We start from the raw sequence: 16816 nt of genomic DNA on the forward strand, positions 1-16816 counted from the left end.
TCATCTTAGTCGTTTAATTTTTTTGCTGCAGCTTCATCAGCCATTGCTGAATTTAATGAATCTGTTAAATCTTTATTCTCTTTATGTTCTTTAGACCAATAAGAATAGATAGCTGGAATTACAAATAATGTTAAAACCAATGAGAACAAGGTTCCGCCAACAATTACAATACCCATACTCATACGACTTTTTGCTGCCGCACCTAAAGCCATAGCAATAGGTAATGCACCAATAGCGATGGCTAAACTGGTCATTAAAATTGGTCTTAACCTCGAAACAGCTCCTTCTCTAATGGCATCATGTACAGATTTGCCTTGCTCTTTTAACTGATTGGCAAACTCTACAATTAAAATACCGTTTTTAGTTACCAAACCAATCAACATAATGGTACCAATCTGACTGAAAATATTCCAGCTTTGACCACATAACCAAAGGGATAAGAATGCGCCTGCAACTGCCATTGGAACTGTTAAAATAATGATAATCGGATCTTTAAAACTTTCAAATTGTGCCGAAAGAATTAAATAAACTAATACCAATGCTAAACCAAAAGCAAACATCGTGTTTGATGAACTTTCTTGAAAATCTCTTGATTCTCCGCTTAAATCTGTAGTAAATGTTTCATCCAATACTTTTGCAGCAATATCATCCATGGCTTTAATTCCATCGCCGATACTTTTACCCGGTGCTAAGCCTGCTGAAACAGTGGCAGATATTAAACGGTTATTTCTATACAATTGCGGCGGACTACTTTCTTCTTTCGCAGTTACCAAATTATCTAACTGAATAAGTTGCCCTTTATCATTTCTTACATATACAGAGCTTAAATCTAAAGGATCTTTACGGTCGCTTACATCAAATTGTCCTATTACCTGATATTGTTTTCCATTCATAAAGAAATAAGAAAAACGCTGACCACTTAACCCCAATTGAAGTGTTTGAGCAATATCTACAATAGAAACTCCTAAGTTTTTCGCTTTAGCCCTATCAATAGTTAAATTGATTTCTGGCTTATTAAATTTCAGGTTAACATCTGAAGTAGAGAACGTAGGGTCTTTAGAAACTTCATCCATAAACAAAGGCACTTTTTCGCGTAACTTCTCGAAATTCTGCGCTTGTAAAATGTAACTAATTGGTAAACCACCACGTCTGCCCACAGATATAGTAGGTTGTTGGTTAACCGTTACTTTACCTTCAGAATATTTTTTAGTGATTTTAGTTAGCTTATCAGCGATTTCTTTTTGACTCCTTTCTCTTTCTGAAGGATCAACCAAACCCATTCTCATAAAACCAGAGTTAGTAGCACCAGCCCCACCAAACCCTGGAGATGTAATGGTAATGTTTACTTTTTTCTCTGGGATGGAGTCAATTACCATTTGGTTCAGCTTAGAAATAAATTTATCCGTGTAAGCAAATGAAGAACCTTCTGGTGTAGATACGTTTACATTGATAGCGCTTCTATCATCGTAGGGCGCAGTTTCTTTAGGGAGTAAATTCCAAAAAAGAACAATTAAACCCGTACATACTACAATAATTGGAATGGCTAACCATCTTCTATTTAAAAATGCATTTAAATTAGATTTATAACTCTCGTTTAGTTTTACAAAATATGGCTCAGTAAAATTGTAAAACTTAGAAGGTTTATGTCCGCCTTTCTTCATCAGGTAAGCGTTTAACATTGGAGTTAAGGTTAACGATACAAATGCCGAGATTAATACTGCGGCACCAATTACCACCCCAAACTCCCTAAACAGTCGCCCGACAAAACCTTGTAAGAAAATTACGGGTAAAAATACCGCAGCCAATGTTACCGAAATGGAAATAACCGCAAAGAAAATCTCGTTAGAACCTTTAATTGCAGCTTCGATAGGTGAGTAGCCTTCTTCTACTTTTTTAAAGATGTTTTCGGTAACCACAATACCATCATCAACTACCAAACCTGTAGCCAATACAATAGCCAATAAACTCAATACATTTATCGAATACCCGAAAATGTACATGATAAAAAATGTAGCTACTAAGGATACGGGAATATCAATTAAAGGTCGTAACGCAATTGCCCAATCTCTAAAAAACAGGTAGATAATTAAAATAACCAGAAGCAACGATAGTAAAATAGTTTCAGCAACCTCTGTAATAGATTTCTGAATAAAAATAGTACTGTCTAGCGAAACATTTAATTTAATATCGCTTGGCATATCTGCCTTTAATTTATCGTAGCGTTTATAAAACTCTTTACTAATATCTAAATAGTTTGCGCCAGGTTGAGGAATAATTGCGACAGCAACCATTGGTTTGCCCGATTCGCGAAGTACGGTTTCTTCATTCTCAGAGCCCAATTCAACCAAAGCAATATCTTGTAGTTTTACCACATTGTTGCTGTCGCTTTTAATAATCAGGTTGTTAAATTCTTCAGCAGTAGTTAATTTACCTAAGGTTTTTACGGTAAGTTCTGTTGTAGCACCTGTTAATTTTCCTGAAGGTAATTCTACATTTTCTTTATCAAGCGCAGCTACAATATCTTGTGATGTTAAACCATACGAAGCCAACCGATTTGGATCTATACGAACACGCATGGCATATTTACGTTGCCCTTGAATTTGCACACTACTTACGCCTGGTATAGTTTGAATTCTATCTGCAATTACATTTTCTGCGAAATCACTTAAATCCGTTACACTTCTCTTATCACTTTGTATGGTCATAGAGAGAATATTGTCCGAATTTGCATCAGCTTTGCTCACTACGGGTAAACCATCTATATCTTTTGGTAAACTACGTGCAGCTTGAGAAACTTTATCGCGAACATCGTTTGCCGCTTCTTCAATGTTTTTACCTAAATCAAATTCTATGGTAATATTACTTGTTCCTTGATTACTTGAAGATGAAATATTTCTAATTCCATCAATAGAGTTGATAGATTTTTCTAAAGGTTCGGTAATTTGAGATTCGATAATATCTGAATTGGCACCAGGATAAGAGGTACGCACAGAAACAACTGTAGGGTCAATAGATGGGTATTCTCGAACCCCTAAAAAGGTATAACCAATTACCCCAAAAAGGAGAATTAGTAAGTTCATTACAATAGCAAGAACCGGTCGCTTTATACTTGTGGTGGATATACTCATTTTTTAATTGTTGTAATGTTTTAAGTTTTAATGTTAAAATGTTTTGGTGCCTTACTTGAATCCAGAACTTTTCAATATTTCAACGTTCCAACTTTTAACCTTTTGGTTTTGCACCTTTTTCTTTACTGCCTGCTATTTTAACTTTCACAGCTGCATCTGGTTTTAAAGACATAGCACCAGTCGTCAGCACGGTATCGCCAACATTTAAACCAGAAGTAATTACAATGTTATCAGCAGTTCGTGTACCAGCTTCTACCTTAACTTGCTTTGCTTTTCCATCTTTACTGATATACACCATTTTTCCGTTTAAAACTGGAATAATTGCTTGGGTTGGTATTAAAATAACATTTTCTTGTATAGCTAAAGCTAGTTTAACCTTTGCAAAAGAACCAGGTAATAGTTCATTGTTCGGATTTGGTGCTAACGCTTTTAGTTGTAAAGTGCGAGTTTGTTGATTAATACCAGGTTCTATTGCAAACACTTTTCCAGAAAAACGTTTGTTAGATCCGTCTGTAGTAAAAGTAATTTCGGAGTTTAACTTAATTTGACCAATGTATTTTTCTGGTACCGAGAAATTAATCTTAACAGGATTAGTACTTAATAAATTTGCAATTACAGTAGATGGGGTTAGATATTCGCCAACCGAAATAGAACGCAAACCTATTTTTCCACTAAAAGGAGCCACTATGGTAGTTTTAGCTAATTGTGCTCGTACAATTTGCCCCTGTGCTTTTAATGATCTTAAATTCGCAAGAGCTATATCATATTCTTCTTGACTTATAGCTCCTTTTTGCAGCAATTGTTTTGCTCTATTTTCGCTTGTAGCCGATAAGTTTTGTTTCGTTAAAGCATCTTGTAATTGTGCTTGAATATCTTTATCGTTTATTTTTACTAAAGTAGCACCTTTACTCACAGTGCTTCCTTCTTTAAAATAAATGCCAGTTACCAAACCAGAAACCTCACTGCGTAAAACAACAGATTCGTTTGCTTCTATTGTACCAGTAATTTCTAAATCGTTAGTAAAAGAACTTGCTTTAGCTACAATACCATCAACTGATAAAGAAGCACCACCACCTCCAGGGCCGCCTTTTGCACCTTTTGGCCCACCGGTGCCTTCAATTTTTTTATTTTCAGAAATTCTATAGTAAACAAGGTAAGCTAACCCTAAAGCGAGAAGAGTGTAAATGATATATCTAATTTTCATCTAGTATATTTAGTTTTCAATTGTGATGAAGCATCAGATTTTTTCATACCACTGTGTAGTTCGAAAAATCATGATGGTTTCATATGTGTTTTATGATTTGGTAACGCACAAAAATATTTAATTGTTTCCTTTATCACATGATGTACTAAGTATGTTACAGCTTATTATCTAATTTAGCTTCGTAAAAAAGCAAGAAGTTATATTTTTGCGTTAAAAGATTTCAACTATGTTTATAAAAAAATCAATTTTCGGATTAATTGTATTCCTATCCATAACTATGGCGGCAAAATCACAAGTTAAAACAGCCTTTCAGGTAAGCTTTACAGAACCACAAGCACATTATGCAGAAGTAGAGATGAACATGACTGGTTTAGCTGCTAAAAGTTATGTAGATGTAAAAATGCCAGTATGGACCCCAGGTTCTTATTTGGTGCGTGAATTTGCTAAAAGTGTAGAAGGTTTTGGAGCTACAGTTGGTGGTAAAGCGGTTAAAGCAGAAAAAGTAAATAAAAATACCTGGAGAGTTTACAATGCCAAAGCAAATGCTGTAAAAATTAATTACCGTGTTTATGCTTTCGAAATTTCAGTTCGTACCGCATTTATTGATGCTTCTCATGCATTCTTATCGTCGGCAAATATTTTTATGTACCCTGCCGGGATGATAAAAACACCAAGTACAGTGAAAATTATTCCATTTAAAGGATGGGATAAAGTAAGCACAGGTTTAGAACCAGTAGCTGGACAACAGTTCACGTATACTGCTCCTGATTTTGACATTTTATACGATAGTCCATTAGAAGTGGGGAACCAAGATGTGTTTGAGTTTACAGCTGCGGGTGTTAGACATGAAGTAGCCATGTATGGTGGCGGTAACTATGATAAAGAACGTTTAAAAGTGGATATGGCTAAAATAGTGGAACAAGAAACAGCTGTTTTTGGCGAAAACCCGAACAAGCATTATACATTCATTGTACACAACTATGCACAAGGTGGTGGTGGTTTAGAACATTTAAACTCCACAGTTTTAGGCGCTAGCAGAAATGCATACGCTAGTGAAAGAGGATACCAAGGTTTCTTAGGGCTAGTTGCACATGAATATTTTCACTTATGGAATGTGAAAAGAATGCGTCCGATTGCTTTAGGTCCATTTGATTACGATAATGAGAACTACACGACTAACCTTTGGATAGCAGAAGGATTTACTTCTTATTATCCAAACAAAGTGATGTTAAGAGCTGGACTTATTAACCCAGAAGGCTTTGTAAATGCTAATTTAGGTGGTATTGGTACAGTAATGAACACACCAGGTGCTAAAGTTAATTCGGCAGCAGAATCTAGTTTTGATGCATGGATCAATCCAGCGTATCGTCCATCAGAAAATGCGAATAACACCTTTATCTCTTATTATTCAAAAGGTCAAGTAATTGGTAATTTAATGGATTTAGAAATTATCAATGCAACTAAAGGTGCTAAAAGCTTAGACGACGTAATGAAAGCTATGTATTTACAATGCAAAACTTTAAAACGTGGTTATACTGATGCAGAATTTAAAGCAGTGGTAGAAAAAGTAAGCGGTATCAGTTTTACTAATTTCTGGAATAAATATGTTACAGGTACAGCAGATATTGAGTTTGCAAAGTATTTCGGCTACGCAGGTATTGATGTAGTGAATGAAAATGAAGGCAAAAGTGTACCTTATTTAGGTGCTAATGCTGGTAGAGCTTCAATGGGAACTGGTAAAGTTATTGTTGGTAGCGTAGCTCGTGGATCTGGTGCTTGGAACGGTGGCTTAAATGTAAACGACGAAGTAGTGACTGTTGATGGCGCACCTGCCGAAATGATGTTAGAAAGAATGAGCCAAATTACCAGCAAAAAAGTTGGAGATGTAATTAAGGTTAGTGTTATTAGAGATGGACTTAAAAAAGATTTGGATATCACATTAACAGCAAACCCTGCGGTTAGATTAAAAGCGACCATTAAAGAAAATGCAACGCCATTACAATTGGCTGTTCGCAAAAAATGGATGGGTAATTAATTTATAAGAACTATCGTCATTGGATTAATACTGTCGTCATTCCCATGAAAACGGGAATCTTAATGCGCAAAATGTAATGTTATTAGTATTCTACATGAAGTTGGGAATGACGAAACAAAAAAATCCCGTTAGGTTTGCCTAACGGGATTTTTTATTGTAAGTCTTTGCTCTTTAGTTTTGTGCTTAAAAAGTAAAACGTACTCCTAAACCAACGTCTCCACTATAAAAATCAGTATCTGGAGTTAATTGTAATGTTGGTATCCAATCTAAAGATAAATTGATTGGTGCACCATTAAATTTATAGTCTAAACCTAAAACACCATTTAAACCCAAATAAAGATCGCCATCATAGCCTTTTACTTTTACAGAACCAAGTGTACCACCACCACCATAATACCAAGATAAACCTTCAGCACCGTTAATTGGGTTGTATACTTCATATAATCCTGTTATTCTAAGGTAGTCAACATTTTTATTGCTTCTAAAGTTTCCAATAAGCTCTAACATTGCATTTTTGTTTAAGCCAGTTTTAAAACTTATACCATTAGCAGATCCAAAGCGACCACCAATAGCATTTTTGTAAGCCTGAGCTTTTACATCAGATGTACTCATTGCTAAAATTGCAATGCCCGTAATTAAAGTAAATAGTAATTTTCTCATAATCGATAGTTAATTGTTATATATTTTCATCAACATAACAAGAGTTGTGCCGTTGTGTTTAATTAATGCAGATTATTTTAATTTTAATTGAATGAGAAGTTATTTACTAAGCAATAGTAGTGGTTAGTACTAGCTAATTATCATATGCTTTTGGTTCATTGTTCATGAACAATCATGTTTTGTTGTTGAACAATACTTCATTGTTGTCGAACAATGCTTCGTTGTTGTTGAACAATGCTTCGTTGTTGTTAAACAATGCTTCGTTGTTGTTGAACAATGCTTCGTTGTTGTTGAACAATGCTTCATTGTTGTTAAACAATACTTCATTGTTGTTGAACAATGCTTCATTGTTGTTGAACAATACTTCATTGTTTATGAACAATTGTCTTTTGTTGTTGAACAATGCTTCATTGTTTATGAACAATTTGAAAATGTTGCCTGAGTATTGAACACAATAAAGATTAAAATAGATTTGCTTAAAGATTTTTTATTGATGTTTATTCGTGTTGCTTAAAGCTTGATGTATTTCTGCAAACAACAATCCGCTTCCACCACCATAATGTTTAACAAGAGGTAAGTTTCGTTTGTTCTTAAGTAAATACTGTTTTAATACCAATTCTTCTTCTTCAGCAATACCACCACCAATAAGTACTACTTTAAAATCTTGTTGTGAACACATAGCTAGCGCATCTTCAAAAGAAAAGGCAATAGTAGCCTGCCATAATCCATCTCTATCAATTAATCTGGCAATGGTTTCCATGATTGGTTTATTTGTACCTATGACTAATATTTGAATGCGTTGCATTTTTGTCTAATTAAAATTTGTCTATAAACTTAACTCGTCATTCTCAACTTGATCCGATAGCTATCGGATGGGGATCGTAATGCAGTGATAGGACTTTTATACATTAAGATTCCCGTTTTCACGGGAATGACGAAAAACATAGTTTTTAAAACTCCATTGGAACTTCCATTAACAAAAACTCTGCATCAGCTGTTGCTTTTATTTCAACAGAATTTGTATCCCAAATACCCATGCCATCTCTTGTATCTAAAGCTTCACCGTTTACTTCTACCTTTCCTTTTAAGACAAAAACATACAATCCATTTCCTTCATTATGAAACGAGTAGGTTTTTGAAGTGCTTGCTGTAAAATTTGCTAAATTAAACCAAGCATCTTGATAGATCCATACTCCTGCATCCTCTTTATTTGGGGATAAAACTTGTACAAACTCATTTTGCTGATTTGTATTATTTAATACGATCTGATCATAACGTGGGGTTACATTTCTTTTATTAGGGAACAACCAAATTTGTAAAAATTTAGCAGGTTTTGTTGCATCTGCATTGTACTCAGAATGATAAATTCCTGTTCCTGCACTCATTACCTGAATTTCTCCAGCTTTAATGGTTGCCGTATTTCCCATGCTATCTTTATGCTGTAATTCTCCTTCTAACGGGATAGAAATAATTTCCATATTATCATGAGGATGTTCTCCAAAACCCATTCCACCTGTTACAATATCATCATTTAGAACTCTTAATGCACCAAAGTTAATTCGCTCTGGGTTGTAATATCCAGCGAAGCTGAAACTTTGATAACTTTTTAACCAACCATGATCTGCCACCCCTCGGGTGTTAGCTTTGTGTATTACTGTTTGTGCCATATTGTTATAATTTATTAATACAAAGATAGGCCCACTAGTAGATTTGGTTATTGATGTAGGATAAGAAATCTTGAAGCACATAGTTAGCACACACATACATAAGTTAGGTGTATTAAAGCTATGTGTTACTATGTATCTATGTGGTAAATAAATAAAAAGTCGACGAAATGTAAACAGTGGATTAAAAGTTAAAACTGCAAATGGAAAAACATAACTTAGTGAAATGGTAAACCGAGCAACATACCAAGCAGCTAAATTAGTGGCTTCGAAAATAGAAGTGCATTTTGCAAAACATTTGGCAGAGGCTAACGCTAAGGGCGAACAAGATTTAGCACCGCAACCTCCTGCACGAGTAATAGAAGCAATATTGGATGCTGCCTTTTGGTCGAGCTTGCGTAAAGAAGAAGGACATTCTCCTAAAATATCGATTGCTTTTTTACCACCAGAGCAAGCTGGAAAACCTTTACTTTTTAATCAGAAATTACCATTAAATCCCAATGTATTAACAAAATTAGCTCCTGGTGTAGAGCGTGGCGGTATTCACATTGGTGTATGGCACGATGGATATAATTTACATATTTGGGGCACTACCTTAAATATTCCTAATTATTGTTTTGTAGTGGATGTATCGGAGCCAGCATTATTAGTTATTAAACATCGTAGAATTTATGGTTTCGGTAAATACACCAACGTAGCAGTATTAAAAGGCGATCAAATAAAAATTGTGGAGGACAAAAGCGCAAGTAGTCCAGATTGTCCTTCTATATTGTTATCCTTATTAGATTTAACCGCACATTCGTATTGGAATGATTCTGCAAATATTTTAATTCAATTAGCCGTTTCAATGCGGGCGCATGGACGAGGAGGAGCGCTGTTGGTTGTTCCACAAGATACAAAGGATTGGGAGCGATCGGTCATTCATCCGATTAGTTATGCATTAAGCCCATCTTTTAAAGGATTAGCTGATTTAGTGCATAAAGATAGACCTGATGCAAGTGAGATATTTTGGCAAAGCGCCTTAAAAAGAGAAGTAGATCATTTAGCTGGATTAACTGCAATTGATGGTGTAACTATTATAACAGACCAATATCAATTGCTGGCATTTGGTGCTAAAACAGGCAGAGCAAATAGTAGTGGACATATTCAGGAACTATCTTTCTCTGAACCAATTTCAGGTGGGGAAGCAGTGGTGGTTCATCCTGCAAAAATTGGAGGAACTCGGCATCTTTCCGCCGCTCAATTCGTGTTTGATCAAAGAAATGCCCAAGCTTTGGTAGCTTCACAAGATGGACACTTTACTGTTTACAGCTGGTCGCCCACTTTAAATATGGTGCAAGCACATAGAATAGATACTTTATTATTATAAATCGGTATCAATTAAGATAAAATAACAGCAGCAGCAATTGCGATTAGATAAGAAATAAAAATAGCTAAACGATCAGCTTTAACTCTATCCTTTAACGTTAAAGGAGTAGTCACTTTCATTACTTTATGTCTGGCATAAAGAATTGTTGGTAAGGGTAATTTGATAATCATAGGATGATGTTTTGATAGGTTATTTTTTTTATTACAAAACTTAAGCCAATGATTACTAAGTTGTTGAATTTTTTGAAAATCTAGCTATACGATCGATATTAGCACTTTTTAAACTTTGCTTTTTCTTTAATTTAATCAATTGTATTGTTTCTTAAACAGGTTGTATTATACAATGTTCTTTTTTCTGTATAGCAATTAAATCATCTTCTTTTTTGTGCATTCATTGGATAAAACAACAGCGCATTTATCACTGATTTTTATTGAAATCTATAAGTTTTATAGAAGAATGTTCGTTTTATAAAAACTTAATTAAAAATTATTCTATTGATTATCAGTTTATTACACTGTATTACGAAATATTTATAGTACTATGTATTGCATAATACTATATGAAACATATATCTTTGTTTTATGATAGCAGAAAATACGCAAACACAAATGCGAAAAGGCATAATTGAATATTGTGTGCTTTTAATTATATCGAGAGGAGAGATTTATGCCTCAGATATTATCGCCGAATTAAAGCAAGCTAAACTACTCGTAGTTGAAGGAACTTTGTATCCTTTATTAACCCGCTTAAAAAACAACGGATTATTGAGTTATAATTGGGTTGAATCCACATCTGGTCCGCCTCGTAAATATTATGTGCTTACCGAAGATGGCAAACAGATTTTAAAACAATTGGACACCACATGGGAGGAATTGGCTTATGCCATTACCACTTCGCAGCATGGTGCAACTAAACCAAAAAACGCTCAAAATTAAACACAGCAATTATGAAACCATCATGATTTATCAATCACAAAAAGCAGATAAGAAAATCATGATAGCTTCATCGCCACTGAAAAAAATATAATCACATGAAAAAGACACTTATTATAAATATTGGTAATTCCATCATTCACATCGAAGAGGATGCCTACGAGATATTAACCACTTACTTAAACGAGATTAAACAACATTTTGCGAAAAATGCTGATGATTTTGAAATTGTAACGGATATAGAAAACCGAATTGCTGAAATGTTTTCGGAAATTTTGCAAGCTGGACAAAAGCAAGTAATTGAATTAGCAGATGTTCAAAGTGTAATTGCACAAATGGGTCGTGTTCAAGATTTTCAAACAGAAGATGAAGAGGAAGCTCCACAGACAAATACATACAACAATTATACGGGTAGTAAAAAACTACATCGCAAACTATACCGCGATACAGATGAAGGTGTTATTGCTGGTGTTTGCGCAGGTTTAGGCCACTATTTAAATATCGAAACACGTTGGGTCAGATTAATTGCTTTCTTGTCTATCTTTTTAGGTGGATCTGGAATATTAGCCTATTTAATTTTATGGTTTGCAATGCCAAGAGCGGTTTCTAGATCAGAAAAAATGTCGATGAAAGGCGAAGCAACCAATTTATATGGTTATCAAAGAAGTTTTGAAGAGGAGCTTGCTGCGTTTAAAGAAAACATGAAATCTGCTAATGCGCATCTTGGGCCAATGGTTAAACGTTCAGGAAATTTTATTACAGAAATGATAGAGGTTTTAGGCAGATTTTTAAATGGTACAGGTAAAGTAATTATGAAAATTATTGCAGGATCATTTATTATTTGCGGTTTTGGATTGATGATCAGCTTAATTATATGTTTAGCTGCATTTTTAGGCTTCTGGGATTCGAATGCTTATGATTATTTCCCTTTATCAATTATTAACCAAGGTTTTAGAAGTGAAATTGTATTGGGAGCTTTTGTGACGCTATTTATTCCGGTGTTGGCATTGGTTTTATTTGCGATAAGAGTAGCTTTTAATCGAATGGCAATTCATAAAACACTTTCTTTTGCGTTATTAATTATCTGGTTAATTGGTGTTTCGTCAACTGTATATTATGTAGCTAAAATTTCATCAGAGTTTCAAGAACATGCAGAATTAGTACAAACAACGGAGTTGAAAACCTACCCAACCTATGTAATCGATGTAGATAAAAGTATGGTGTTAAGTAAAGATGATAGTGTAGCCTATCGAATTAGTGAAATGGATTTCGGAAAACGAATTATTGTTGATGATTCTGATGATCATCCTTTTAGAGTTCCACGTAATGTGCGTATAGAAATTGTAAAAAGCGATAATGATAAAACTACTATGGTACAAACTTACGAATCGCAAGGAAAGACATTTCAAGTTGCTTTACAAAATGCTCAAAACATTAACTACAAATACACACAAACAGATTCATTGCTAACACTTAGTCCGAGATTAGATTTGAAAAGAGAAAGCATTTGGAGAAACCAAGAAGTAAACATTACCTTAAAAGTACCCGTTGGAACACATTTATTCTTAAACGATAACATATACAACTACTTGCAATTCTATTATTACTCTTGCAATACAGATGATCAAAAAGACAGTGAATATAGAGAATGGGTAATGACGGAAGAAGGTTTGAAATGTAAAAGTGAACTAGATAAGCCAAAAGAAGAAACTAATCCTTAACAAATTTTATCATCCGTTAGTTATCGGATCAAAGCAAAGCGAAGAAATTCTATTAATCACTTGTATCCGCTTTGCTTTATTTGATAACTCCATAACAGACAAATCATGAAAAATTTACTTGTGCTATTAACATGCCTTTTGGTGTGCGGGACTTCTTTTGCCCAAAAATTAAATAAGATTTCTGGTAAAATAACCAACGAGAAAACCGAAAATGTACCGTATGCGATTGTTAAACTAGTACGCTTACCAGATAGTAATTTGGTTAAAAGTTCATCGGCAGATTTAGACGGTGGTTTTACTTTTGAAGAGATTAAAACTGGAGAGTATTTCCTTTCTATCAATATGGTTGGTTATAAAACATTAACAACTGCAAAATTTACAGTTAATCAAGATGTAGTACTTCCAGCAATTAAAATAGAAAGCGTCACTAAACAGTTAAAGGAAGTTACGATACAAGGTAAAAAGCCTTACATCGAACGTAAAATAGATAAAACAGTATTAAATGTAGAAGGCAGTATTGTCTCATCGGGTAATAGTGCGCTTGAACTTTTAGAAAAAGCACCAGGCGTAACTGTAGATCGACAAAACGATGAAATTAAACTAAATAACAAATCAGGTATTACGGTAATGATTGATGGGAAGACTAACTTTTTATCAGGTGCAGATGTAACTACGTTGCTTAGTAATATGAGTAGTGATCAAATTGCTACAATAGAATTAATTACCAATCCATCTTCAAAATACGATGCTGCGGGTGCGGCCGGGATTATAAATATTAAGTTGAAACGTAATAAGGCTTATGGTACAAACGGAAGTTTATCGTTAAATACTGGTCAAGGTTTTCAGCCAAATTTCCCGAAAGATATGTATCGTGTGGGTTTGAGTTTAACACTTAATCATCGAGTGAATAAGTGGAATGTTTATGGAACAGGCGCCTTTAATAGAAAAGTTGGTTTTAATAACATCAATGTATTGCGCAGTACTTTAACGTCTAGTTTGGCTAGTTCTTTCAATCAGAACTTTGAAAGGGAAATGAAAGGAGTTGCGTACATGGGTAAATTAGGCGCAGATTATTACGTGTCGGATAAAACAGTTATTGGTGTAATGGTTGATGCAAATACCATAAATTCTGATTTAAATAATGTGAGCCAAACACACATTAGAGAAATGCAAAACAGTATTGCAAGTTCTAATACTGTAAATCAATTAGCACTTTCAGATTCTCCAGTTGGAAACTTAACTGCAAATTTTAACATTAAACATGATTTTGATAAAGAAGGCACGAATTTAACTTTTGATGCTGATTATTCTGGTTTTAGCAATGAAAAGAATGATAAATTTAATGCGCAATATTTAGATAATTCAGGAACTTTAACTAAAACTACTGCATTAAGAAACTTTACTGATGCACAAATAAATGTGGTAGCTGCAAAATCAGATTTTACTTGGGCAGTAAATAAAACGGTTAAAGTAGAAGCAGGTTTAAAAAGTAGTTATGTCGTTACACACAATGATTTAATTTCAGAAGAATATTTATCAGGAGCTTGGCAAAATGATGTTGGAAAATCTAACAGCTTTATTTACAAAGAAAACATAAACGCTGCCTACGCTAATTTTGCTAAGGAATGGAAAAAATGGCAAATACAATTAGGTTTAAGAACAGAATACACACATTCTAATGGTAATTCGGTAACGAGCAATAAAGTGGTAGATAGAAATTACTTATCACTGTTTCCAACCTTTTTTGTAAACCAAACCTTAAATAAAGACAATAGCCTAAATTATTCTTTTAGTAGAAGGGTAGATAGGCCAAATTATCAGCAATTAAATCCTTTTGTTTTTTACATGGATCCATATGCGTTGGATGAAGGAAATCCATATTTAAAACCCCAATTTACTTATAATTATGAAGTTGGTTATACGTATAAAGAAATCTCCTTCTCTTTAAATTATGCGGATACAAAAGATATGATTACTCAAATTAGTCAGCAAAATGAAGAGACGAGAATTGTTAATGTAATTCGTAAGAATTTAGGAAGAGCACAAACCTATTCCGCCAATTTATATTTTCCTGTTAAGGTGACTAAGTTTTGGAGAATGCAAAATAACCTAAGTATGTTTTTCTTAAAGTTTGATGATGGAAATTTAGAAGGTGCAGCATATACCGCCAATAAAGTGGCATATAATTTTAATACGAATCACTCCTTTACATTGCCTCAGGATTTTTCGTTAGAGCTTAATTTTTGGTTGAATACGCCAAGTTTAAGAGGGGTGGAACAAACTACAATTACACAATACGCGTTAAATGCTGGCATTCAAAAAAGCTTAATGAATAAGAAACTGAAAATTAGATTGAGTATGGATGACATCTTTTTAACCAATCATTGGGAGGGGAAATTACAATACCAAAATGTAAACTTAAATGTGGTTAATCGATACTTAAGTAGAAGAGGAGCATTTACAATTAATTATGCTTTTGGAAATCAGAATGTAAAATCTGCAAGAAATAGAAATACAGCAACTGATGATATTAAAGGTAGAGCAGGAAGTAATTAAAATTTTAACTTATAAAACAACAACATGAAAAATAAACACTACTTATTCGCATTAATTTGCTGCGTAATATTTGGATGTAATTTAAATGAATCCAATCAATCTATTAGCGTTAAAAAAACAGAAGCAGCGTATAACTTTGAAGCTTCTTATCCCGAAAGGAAAACTGCAAAAGTGATCGCATATATAGAAAGCACATTAAAAGAGGATGATCTTTTTTCAACCACAAAAAGTAAACATAACTCAGAAGTTGTACTAAAAGATAGCACTCGATTTTATTTAAAAGCTGAACCAGGTTTTATCACTATCGATGTTAAGAAGCAGAAGAATTCTTTTACTTCTTATCAAAGGATGGAAAAACTATGTATGGGTATTAAAGAGATAATTAGTGAAAACTAAAAAAGGTTGATGTTTTCATCAACCTTCAGGTAAAATTTAGGTGCGGCGGAAACGCTGCACTTTTATTTTTAAAGTTTTTTACTTAACGGTGTAACGATAAACAGCTCTACCTACATTTCCATTTTTATCAATTCCTTCTACCACTGCACGATAAGATCCTTTTCCATCGGCATTAAAAAATTCAAAACTCACGTTGCCTTTTTCGTCAGTAATTAGTTTAGGATTCCAGTAAATGGTAGTACGTAAATCACTGTTTGGATAAGTAACTGATGGAAGATATTTTGGTGAATAAAACTCACGTTCTTTGCTATATCCCATTGGGCTAAATGTAATAATGTTTGTTTTTGGTAACATATCCATCAATTCTTGTTTGCTTATTTTTTTGCCAACTGGTGCTTTTTTGGTGTTAATTACTAATACGCCTTTTGTTCCATAGGCCCTATCAACTGTGCCTAGATCATCTTTTAAAAATACTTCAATAGATTCTACTTCGGCAGGATTTACATTATTAACGTCTCTAGCATCTACTGGATTCCCATTAATAAAAACTTGGACAGGAGTTCTACCGCCTTGATTATAATCTCGTGAGATATAAAAGTTTTCAGTATCAAAAGTCATTCCTGTAGCCATCGTTTTTAAACAGTTTAAAAATTGACCACAACCAGTTGAAAGACGATCGCCAGTAATTAAATGATCCGGGATCATACTTAAACCAGACAAAGCACTATGGTCTGCGTGACTTGGTTTTTTAACAGCTGTACCTTTAATTTCAACAGTTTTAAGGGTGCGTAAGTACCTGTACTGTTTTTGGCTATTGCTTAAATAAGCAGAAAGTACTGTGTCAATATTAATTACTTCATCGGGATTATTAATGTTTTTTGCAGCGCCAGCAGTAGGAATTCCATCTAGCATTATCATTAAATTTGCTGCATTTGCATTGTATTTCGCACTAATCACTACCTGAGAGGAGTCTGGTAAAGCTAAATTCTGAAAATTGAATAAGCCCATGTTACTGGTAACTATTTCAGAAGAAATAGGTTTGCCTGTAACCATTAAACGCATAGCACCTTTTTTTATCGGCATACCTGTACGATCTCTCAACGTACCTGTAATATTAATTCCTTGCTCTGGCAAATAGGTAATGACCGGAT

Annotated in this window: 13 protein-coding genes and 1 pseudogene; 6 read left to right on the top strand and 8 right to left on the bottom strand. The window is 34.1% G+C overall.

What is annotated here, in order from left to right; all coding sequences use genetic code 11:
• Nucleotides 1–5 precede the first annotated feature (5 nt).
• Together WC622_RS03835 and WC622_RS03840 are read right to left on the bottom strand one after the other, a co-directional pair.
• Entirely contained in the window at nucleotides 6–3128 is a 3123-nt protein-coding gene (locus WC622_RS03835) for an efflux RND transporter permease subunit (protein ID WP_372817463.1), read from the bottom strand.
• A gap of 94 nt (nucleotides 3129–3222) precedes the next feature.
• The gene (locus WC622_RS03840) at nucleotides 3223–4332 is read right to left on the bottom strand and encodes an efflux RND transporter periplasmic adaptor subunit (RefSeq protein WP_372817465.1); all 1110 of its coding nucleotides are present in this window, start codon (nucleotides 4330–4332) and stop codon (nucleotides 3223–3225) included.
• A gap of 226 nt (nucleotides 4333–4558) precedes the next feature.
• On the opposite strand from WC622_RS03840, the gene WC622_RS03845 reads away from it, so the two are divergent.
• Nucleotides 4559–6367, top strand: coding sequence for a M61 family metallopeptidase (locus WC622_RS03845; protein ID WP_372817467.1), 1809 nt, complete (start codon nucleotides 4559–4561; stop codon nucleotides 6365–6367).
• Nucleotides 6368–6550: 183 nt separating this feature from the next.
• Here the strand turns inward: WC622_RS03845 and WC622_RS03850 are convergent, their stop codons facing one another.
• The 4 genes from WC622_RS03850 to WC622_RS03865 all read right to left on the bottom strand — a co-directional run bounded on the left by WC622_RS03850 (nucleotide 6551) and on the right by WC622_RS03865 (nucleotide 8694).
• Nucleotides 6551–7027: a hypothetical protein gene (locus WC622_RS03850; RefSeq protein ID WP_372817469.1), complete on the bottom strand. Its 477-nt coding sequence runs from the start codon at nucleotides 7025–7027 to the stop codon at nucleotides 6551–6553.
• 172 nt (nucleotides 7028–7199) lie between these two features.
• Entirely contained in the window at nucleotides 7200–7430 is a 231-nt protein-coding gene (locus tag WC622_RS03855; protein WP_372817471.1) for a hypothetical protein, read from the bottom strand.
• Between the two features lie 84 nt (nucleotides 7431–7514).
• Nucleotides 7515–7832, bottom strand: coding sequence for a hypothetical protein (locus tag WC622_RS03860; RefSeq protein WP_372817473.1), 318 nt, complete (start codon nucleotides 7830–7832; stop codon nucleotides 7515–7517).
• Between the two features lie 145 nt (nucleotides 7833–7977).
• A complete protein-coding gene (locus tag WC622_RS03865) occupies nucleotides 7978–8694 on the bottom strand; it encodes a pirin family protein (protein ID WP_372817475.1) in 717 nt (238 codons plus the stop codon).
• Nucleotides 8695–8917: 223 nt separating this feature from the next.
• Between WC622_RS03865 and WC622_RS03870 the strand changes: the two genes are divergently transcribed.
• Nucleotides 8918–10060 carry a putative sensor domain DACNV-containing protein gene (locus WC622_RS03870; RefSeq protein ID WP_372817477.1) on the top strand — a complete coding sequence of 381 codons (1143 nt, stop codon included), beginning with the start codon at nucleotides 8918–8920 and terminating at the stop codon, nucleotides 10058–10060.
• A gap of 11 nt (nucleotides 10061–10071) precedes the next feature.
• Here the strand turns inward: WC622_RS03870 and WC622_RS03875 are convergent, their stop codons facing one another.
• Nucleotides 10072–10230, bottom strand: a complete 159-nt coding sequence (locus WC622_RS03875; protein ID WP_372817479.1) for a hypothetical protein — start codon at nucleotides 10228–10230, stop codon at nucleotides 10072–10074.
• Between the two features lie 411 nt (nucleotides 10231–10641).
• On the opposite strand from WC622_RS03875, the gene WC622_RS03880 reads away from it, so the two are divergent.
• The 4 genes from WC622_RS03880 to WC622_RS03895 all read left to right on the top strand — a co-directional run bounded on the left by WC622_RS03880 (nucleotide 10642) and on the right by WC622_RS03895 (nucleotide 15665).
• Nucleotides 10642–10995, top strand: coding sequence for a PadR family transcriptional regulator (locus WC622_RS03880; protein ID WP_372817481.1), 354 nt, complete (start codon nucleotides 10642–10644; stop codon nucleotides 10993–10995).
• Nucleotides 10996–11090: 95 nt separating this feature from the next.
• Nucleotides 11091–12713, top strand: coding sequence for a PspC domain-containing protein (locus WC622_RS03885; protein ID WP_372817483.1), 1623 nt, complete (start codon nucleotides 11091–11093; stop codon nucleotides 12711–12713).
• A gap of 105 nt (nucleotides 12714–12818) precedes the next feature.
• Nucleotides 12819–15269 carry a TonB-dependent receptor domain-containing protein gene (locus tag WC622_RS03890; RefSeq protein WP_372817485.1) on the top strand — a complete coding sequence of 817 codons (2451 nt, stop codon included), beginning with the start codon at nucleotides 12819–12821 and terminating at the stop codon, nucleotides 15267–15269.
• 24 nt (nucleotides 15270–15293) lie between these two features.
• Nucleotides 15294–15665, top strand: a complete 372-nt coding sequence (locus tag WC622_RS03895; protein WP_372817487.1) for a hypothetical protein — start codon at nucleotides 15294–15296, stop codon at nucleotides 15663–15665.
• A gap of 78 nt (nucleotides 15666–15743) precedes the next feature.
• Here WC622_RS03895 and WC622_RS03900 read toward each other — a convergent pair.
• Nucleotides 15744–16816, bottom strand: a pseudogene (locus WC622_RS03900) (carboxypeptidase regulatory-like domain-containing protein); the annotation flags it as partial.

Origin of the sequence: Pedobacter sp. (genome assembly GCF_041662865.1) — a bacterium.
In the GTDB taxonomy this organism is placed as follows: domain Bacteria; phylum Bacteroidota; class Bacteroidia; order Sphingobacteriales; family Sphingobacteriaceae; genus Pedobacter.

Excerpts from the sequence above, each read along its gene's own strand:
- WC622_RS03835 (WP_372817463.1), bottom strand. The coding sequence starts at position 3,128 with ATGAGTATATCCACCACAAGTATAAAGCGACCGGTTCTTGCTATTGTA.
- WC622_RS03845 (WP_372817467.1), top strand. The coding sequence starts at position 4,559 with ATGTTTATAAAAAAATCAATTTTCGGATTAATTGTATTCCTATCCATA.
- WC622_RS03895 (WP_372817487.1), top strand. The coding sequence starts at position 15,294 with ATGAAAAATAAACACTACTTATTCGCATTAATTTGCTGCGTAATATTT.
- WC622_RS03890 (WP_372817485.1), top strand. The coding sequence starts at position 12,819 with ATGAAAAATTTACTTGTGCTATTAACATGCCTTTTGGTGTGCGGGACT.
- WC622_RS03875 (WP_372817479.1), bottom strand. The coding sequence starts at position 10,230 with ATGATTATCAAATTACCCTTACCAACAATTCTTTATGCCAGACATAAA.
- WC622_RS03880 (WP_372817481.1), top strand. The coding sequence starts at position 10,642 with ATGATAGCAGAAAATACGCAAACACAAATGCGAAAAGGCATAATTGAA.
- WC622_RS03850 (WP_372817469.1), bottom strand. The coding sequence starts at position 7,027 with ATGAGAAAATTACTATTTACTTTAATTACGGGCATTGCAATTTTAGCA.
- WC622_RS03840 (WP_372817465.1), bottom strand. The coding sequence starts at position 4,332 with ATGAAAATTAGATATATCATTTACACTCTTCTCGCTTTAGGGTTAGCT.
- WC622_RS03870 (WP_372817477.1), top strand. The coding sequence starts at position 8,918 with ATGGTAAACCGAGCAACATACCAAGCAGCTAAATTAGTGGCTTCGAAA.
- WC622_RS03865 (WP_372817475.1), bottom strand. The coding sequence starts at position 8,694 with ATGGCACAAACAGTAATACACAAAGCTAACACCCGAGGGGTGGCAGAT.
- WC622_RS03860 (WP_372817473.1), bottom strand. The coding sequence starts at position 7,832 with ATGCAACGCATTCAAATATTAGTCATAGGTACAAATAAACCAATCATG.
- WC622_RS03885 (WP_372817483.1), top strand. The coding sequence starts at position 11,091 with ATGAAAAAGACACTTATTATAAATATTGGTAATTCCATCATTCACATC.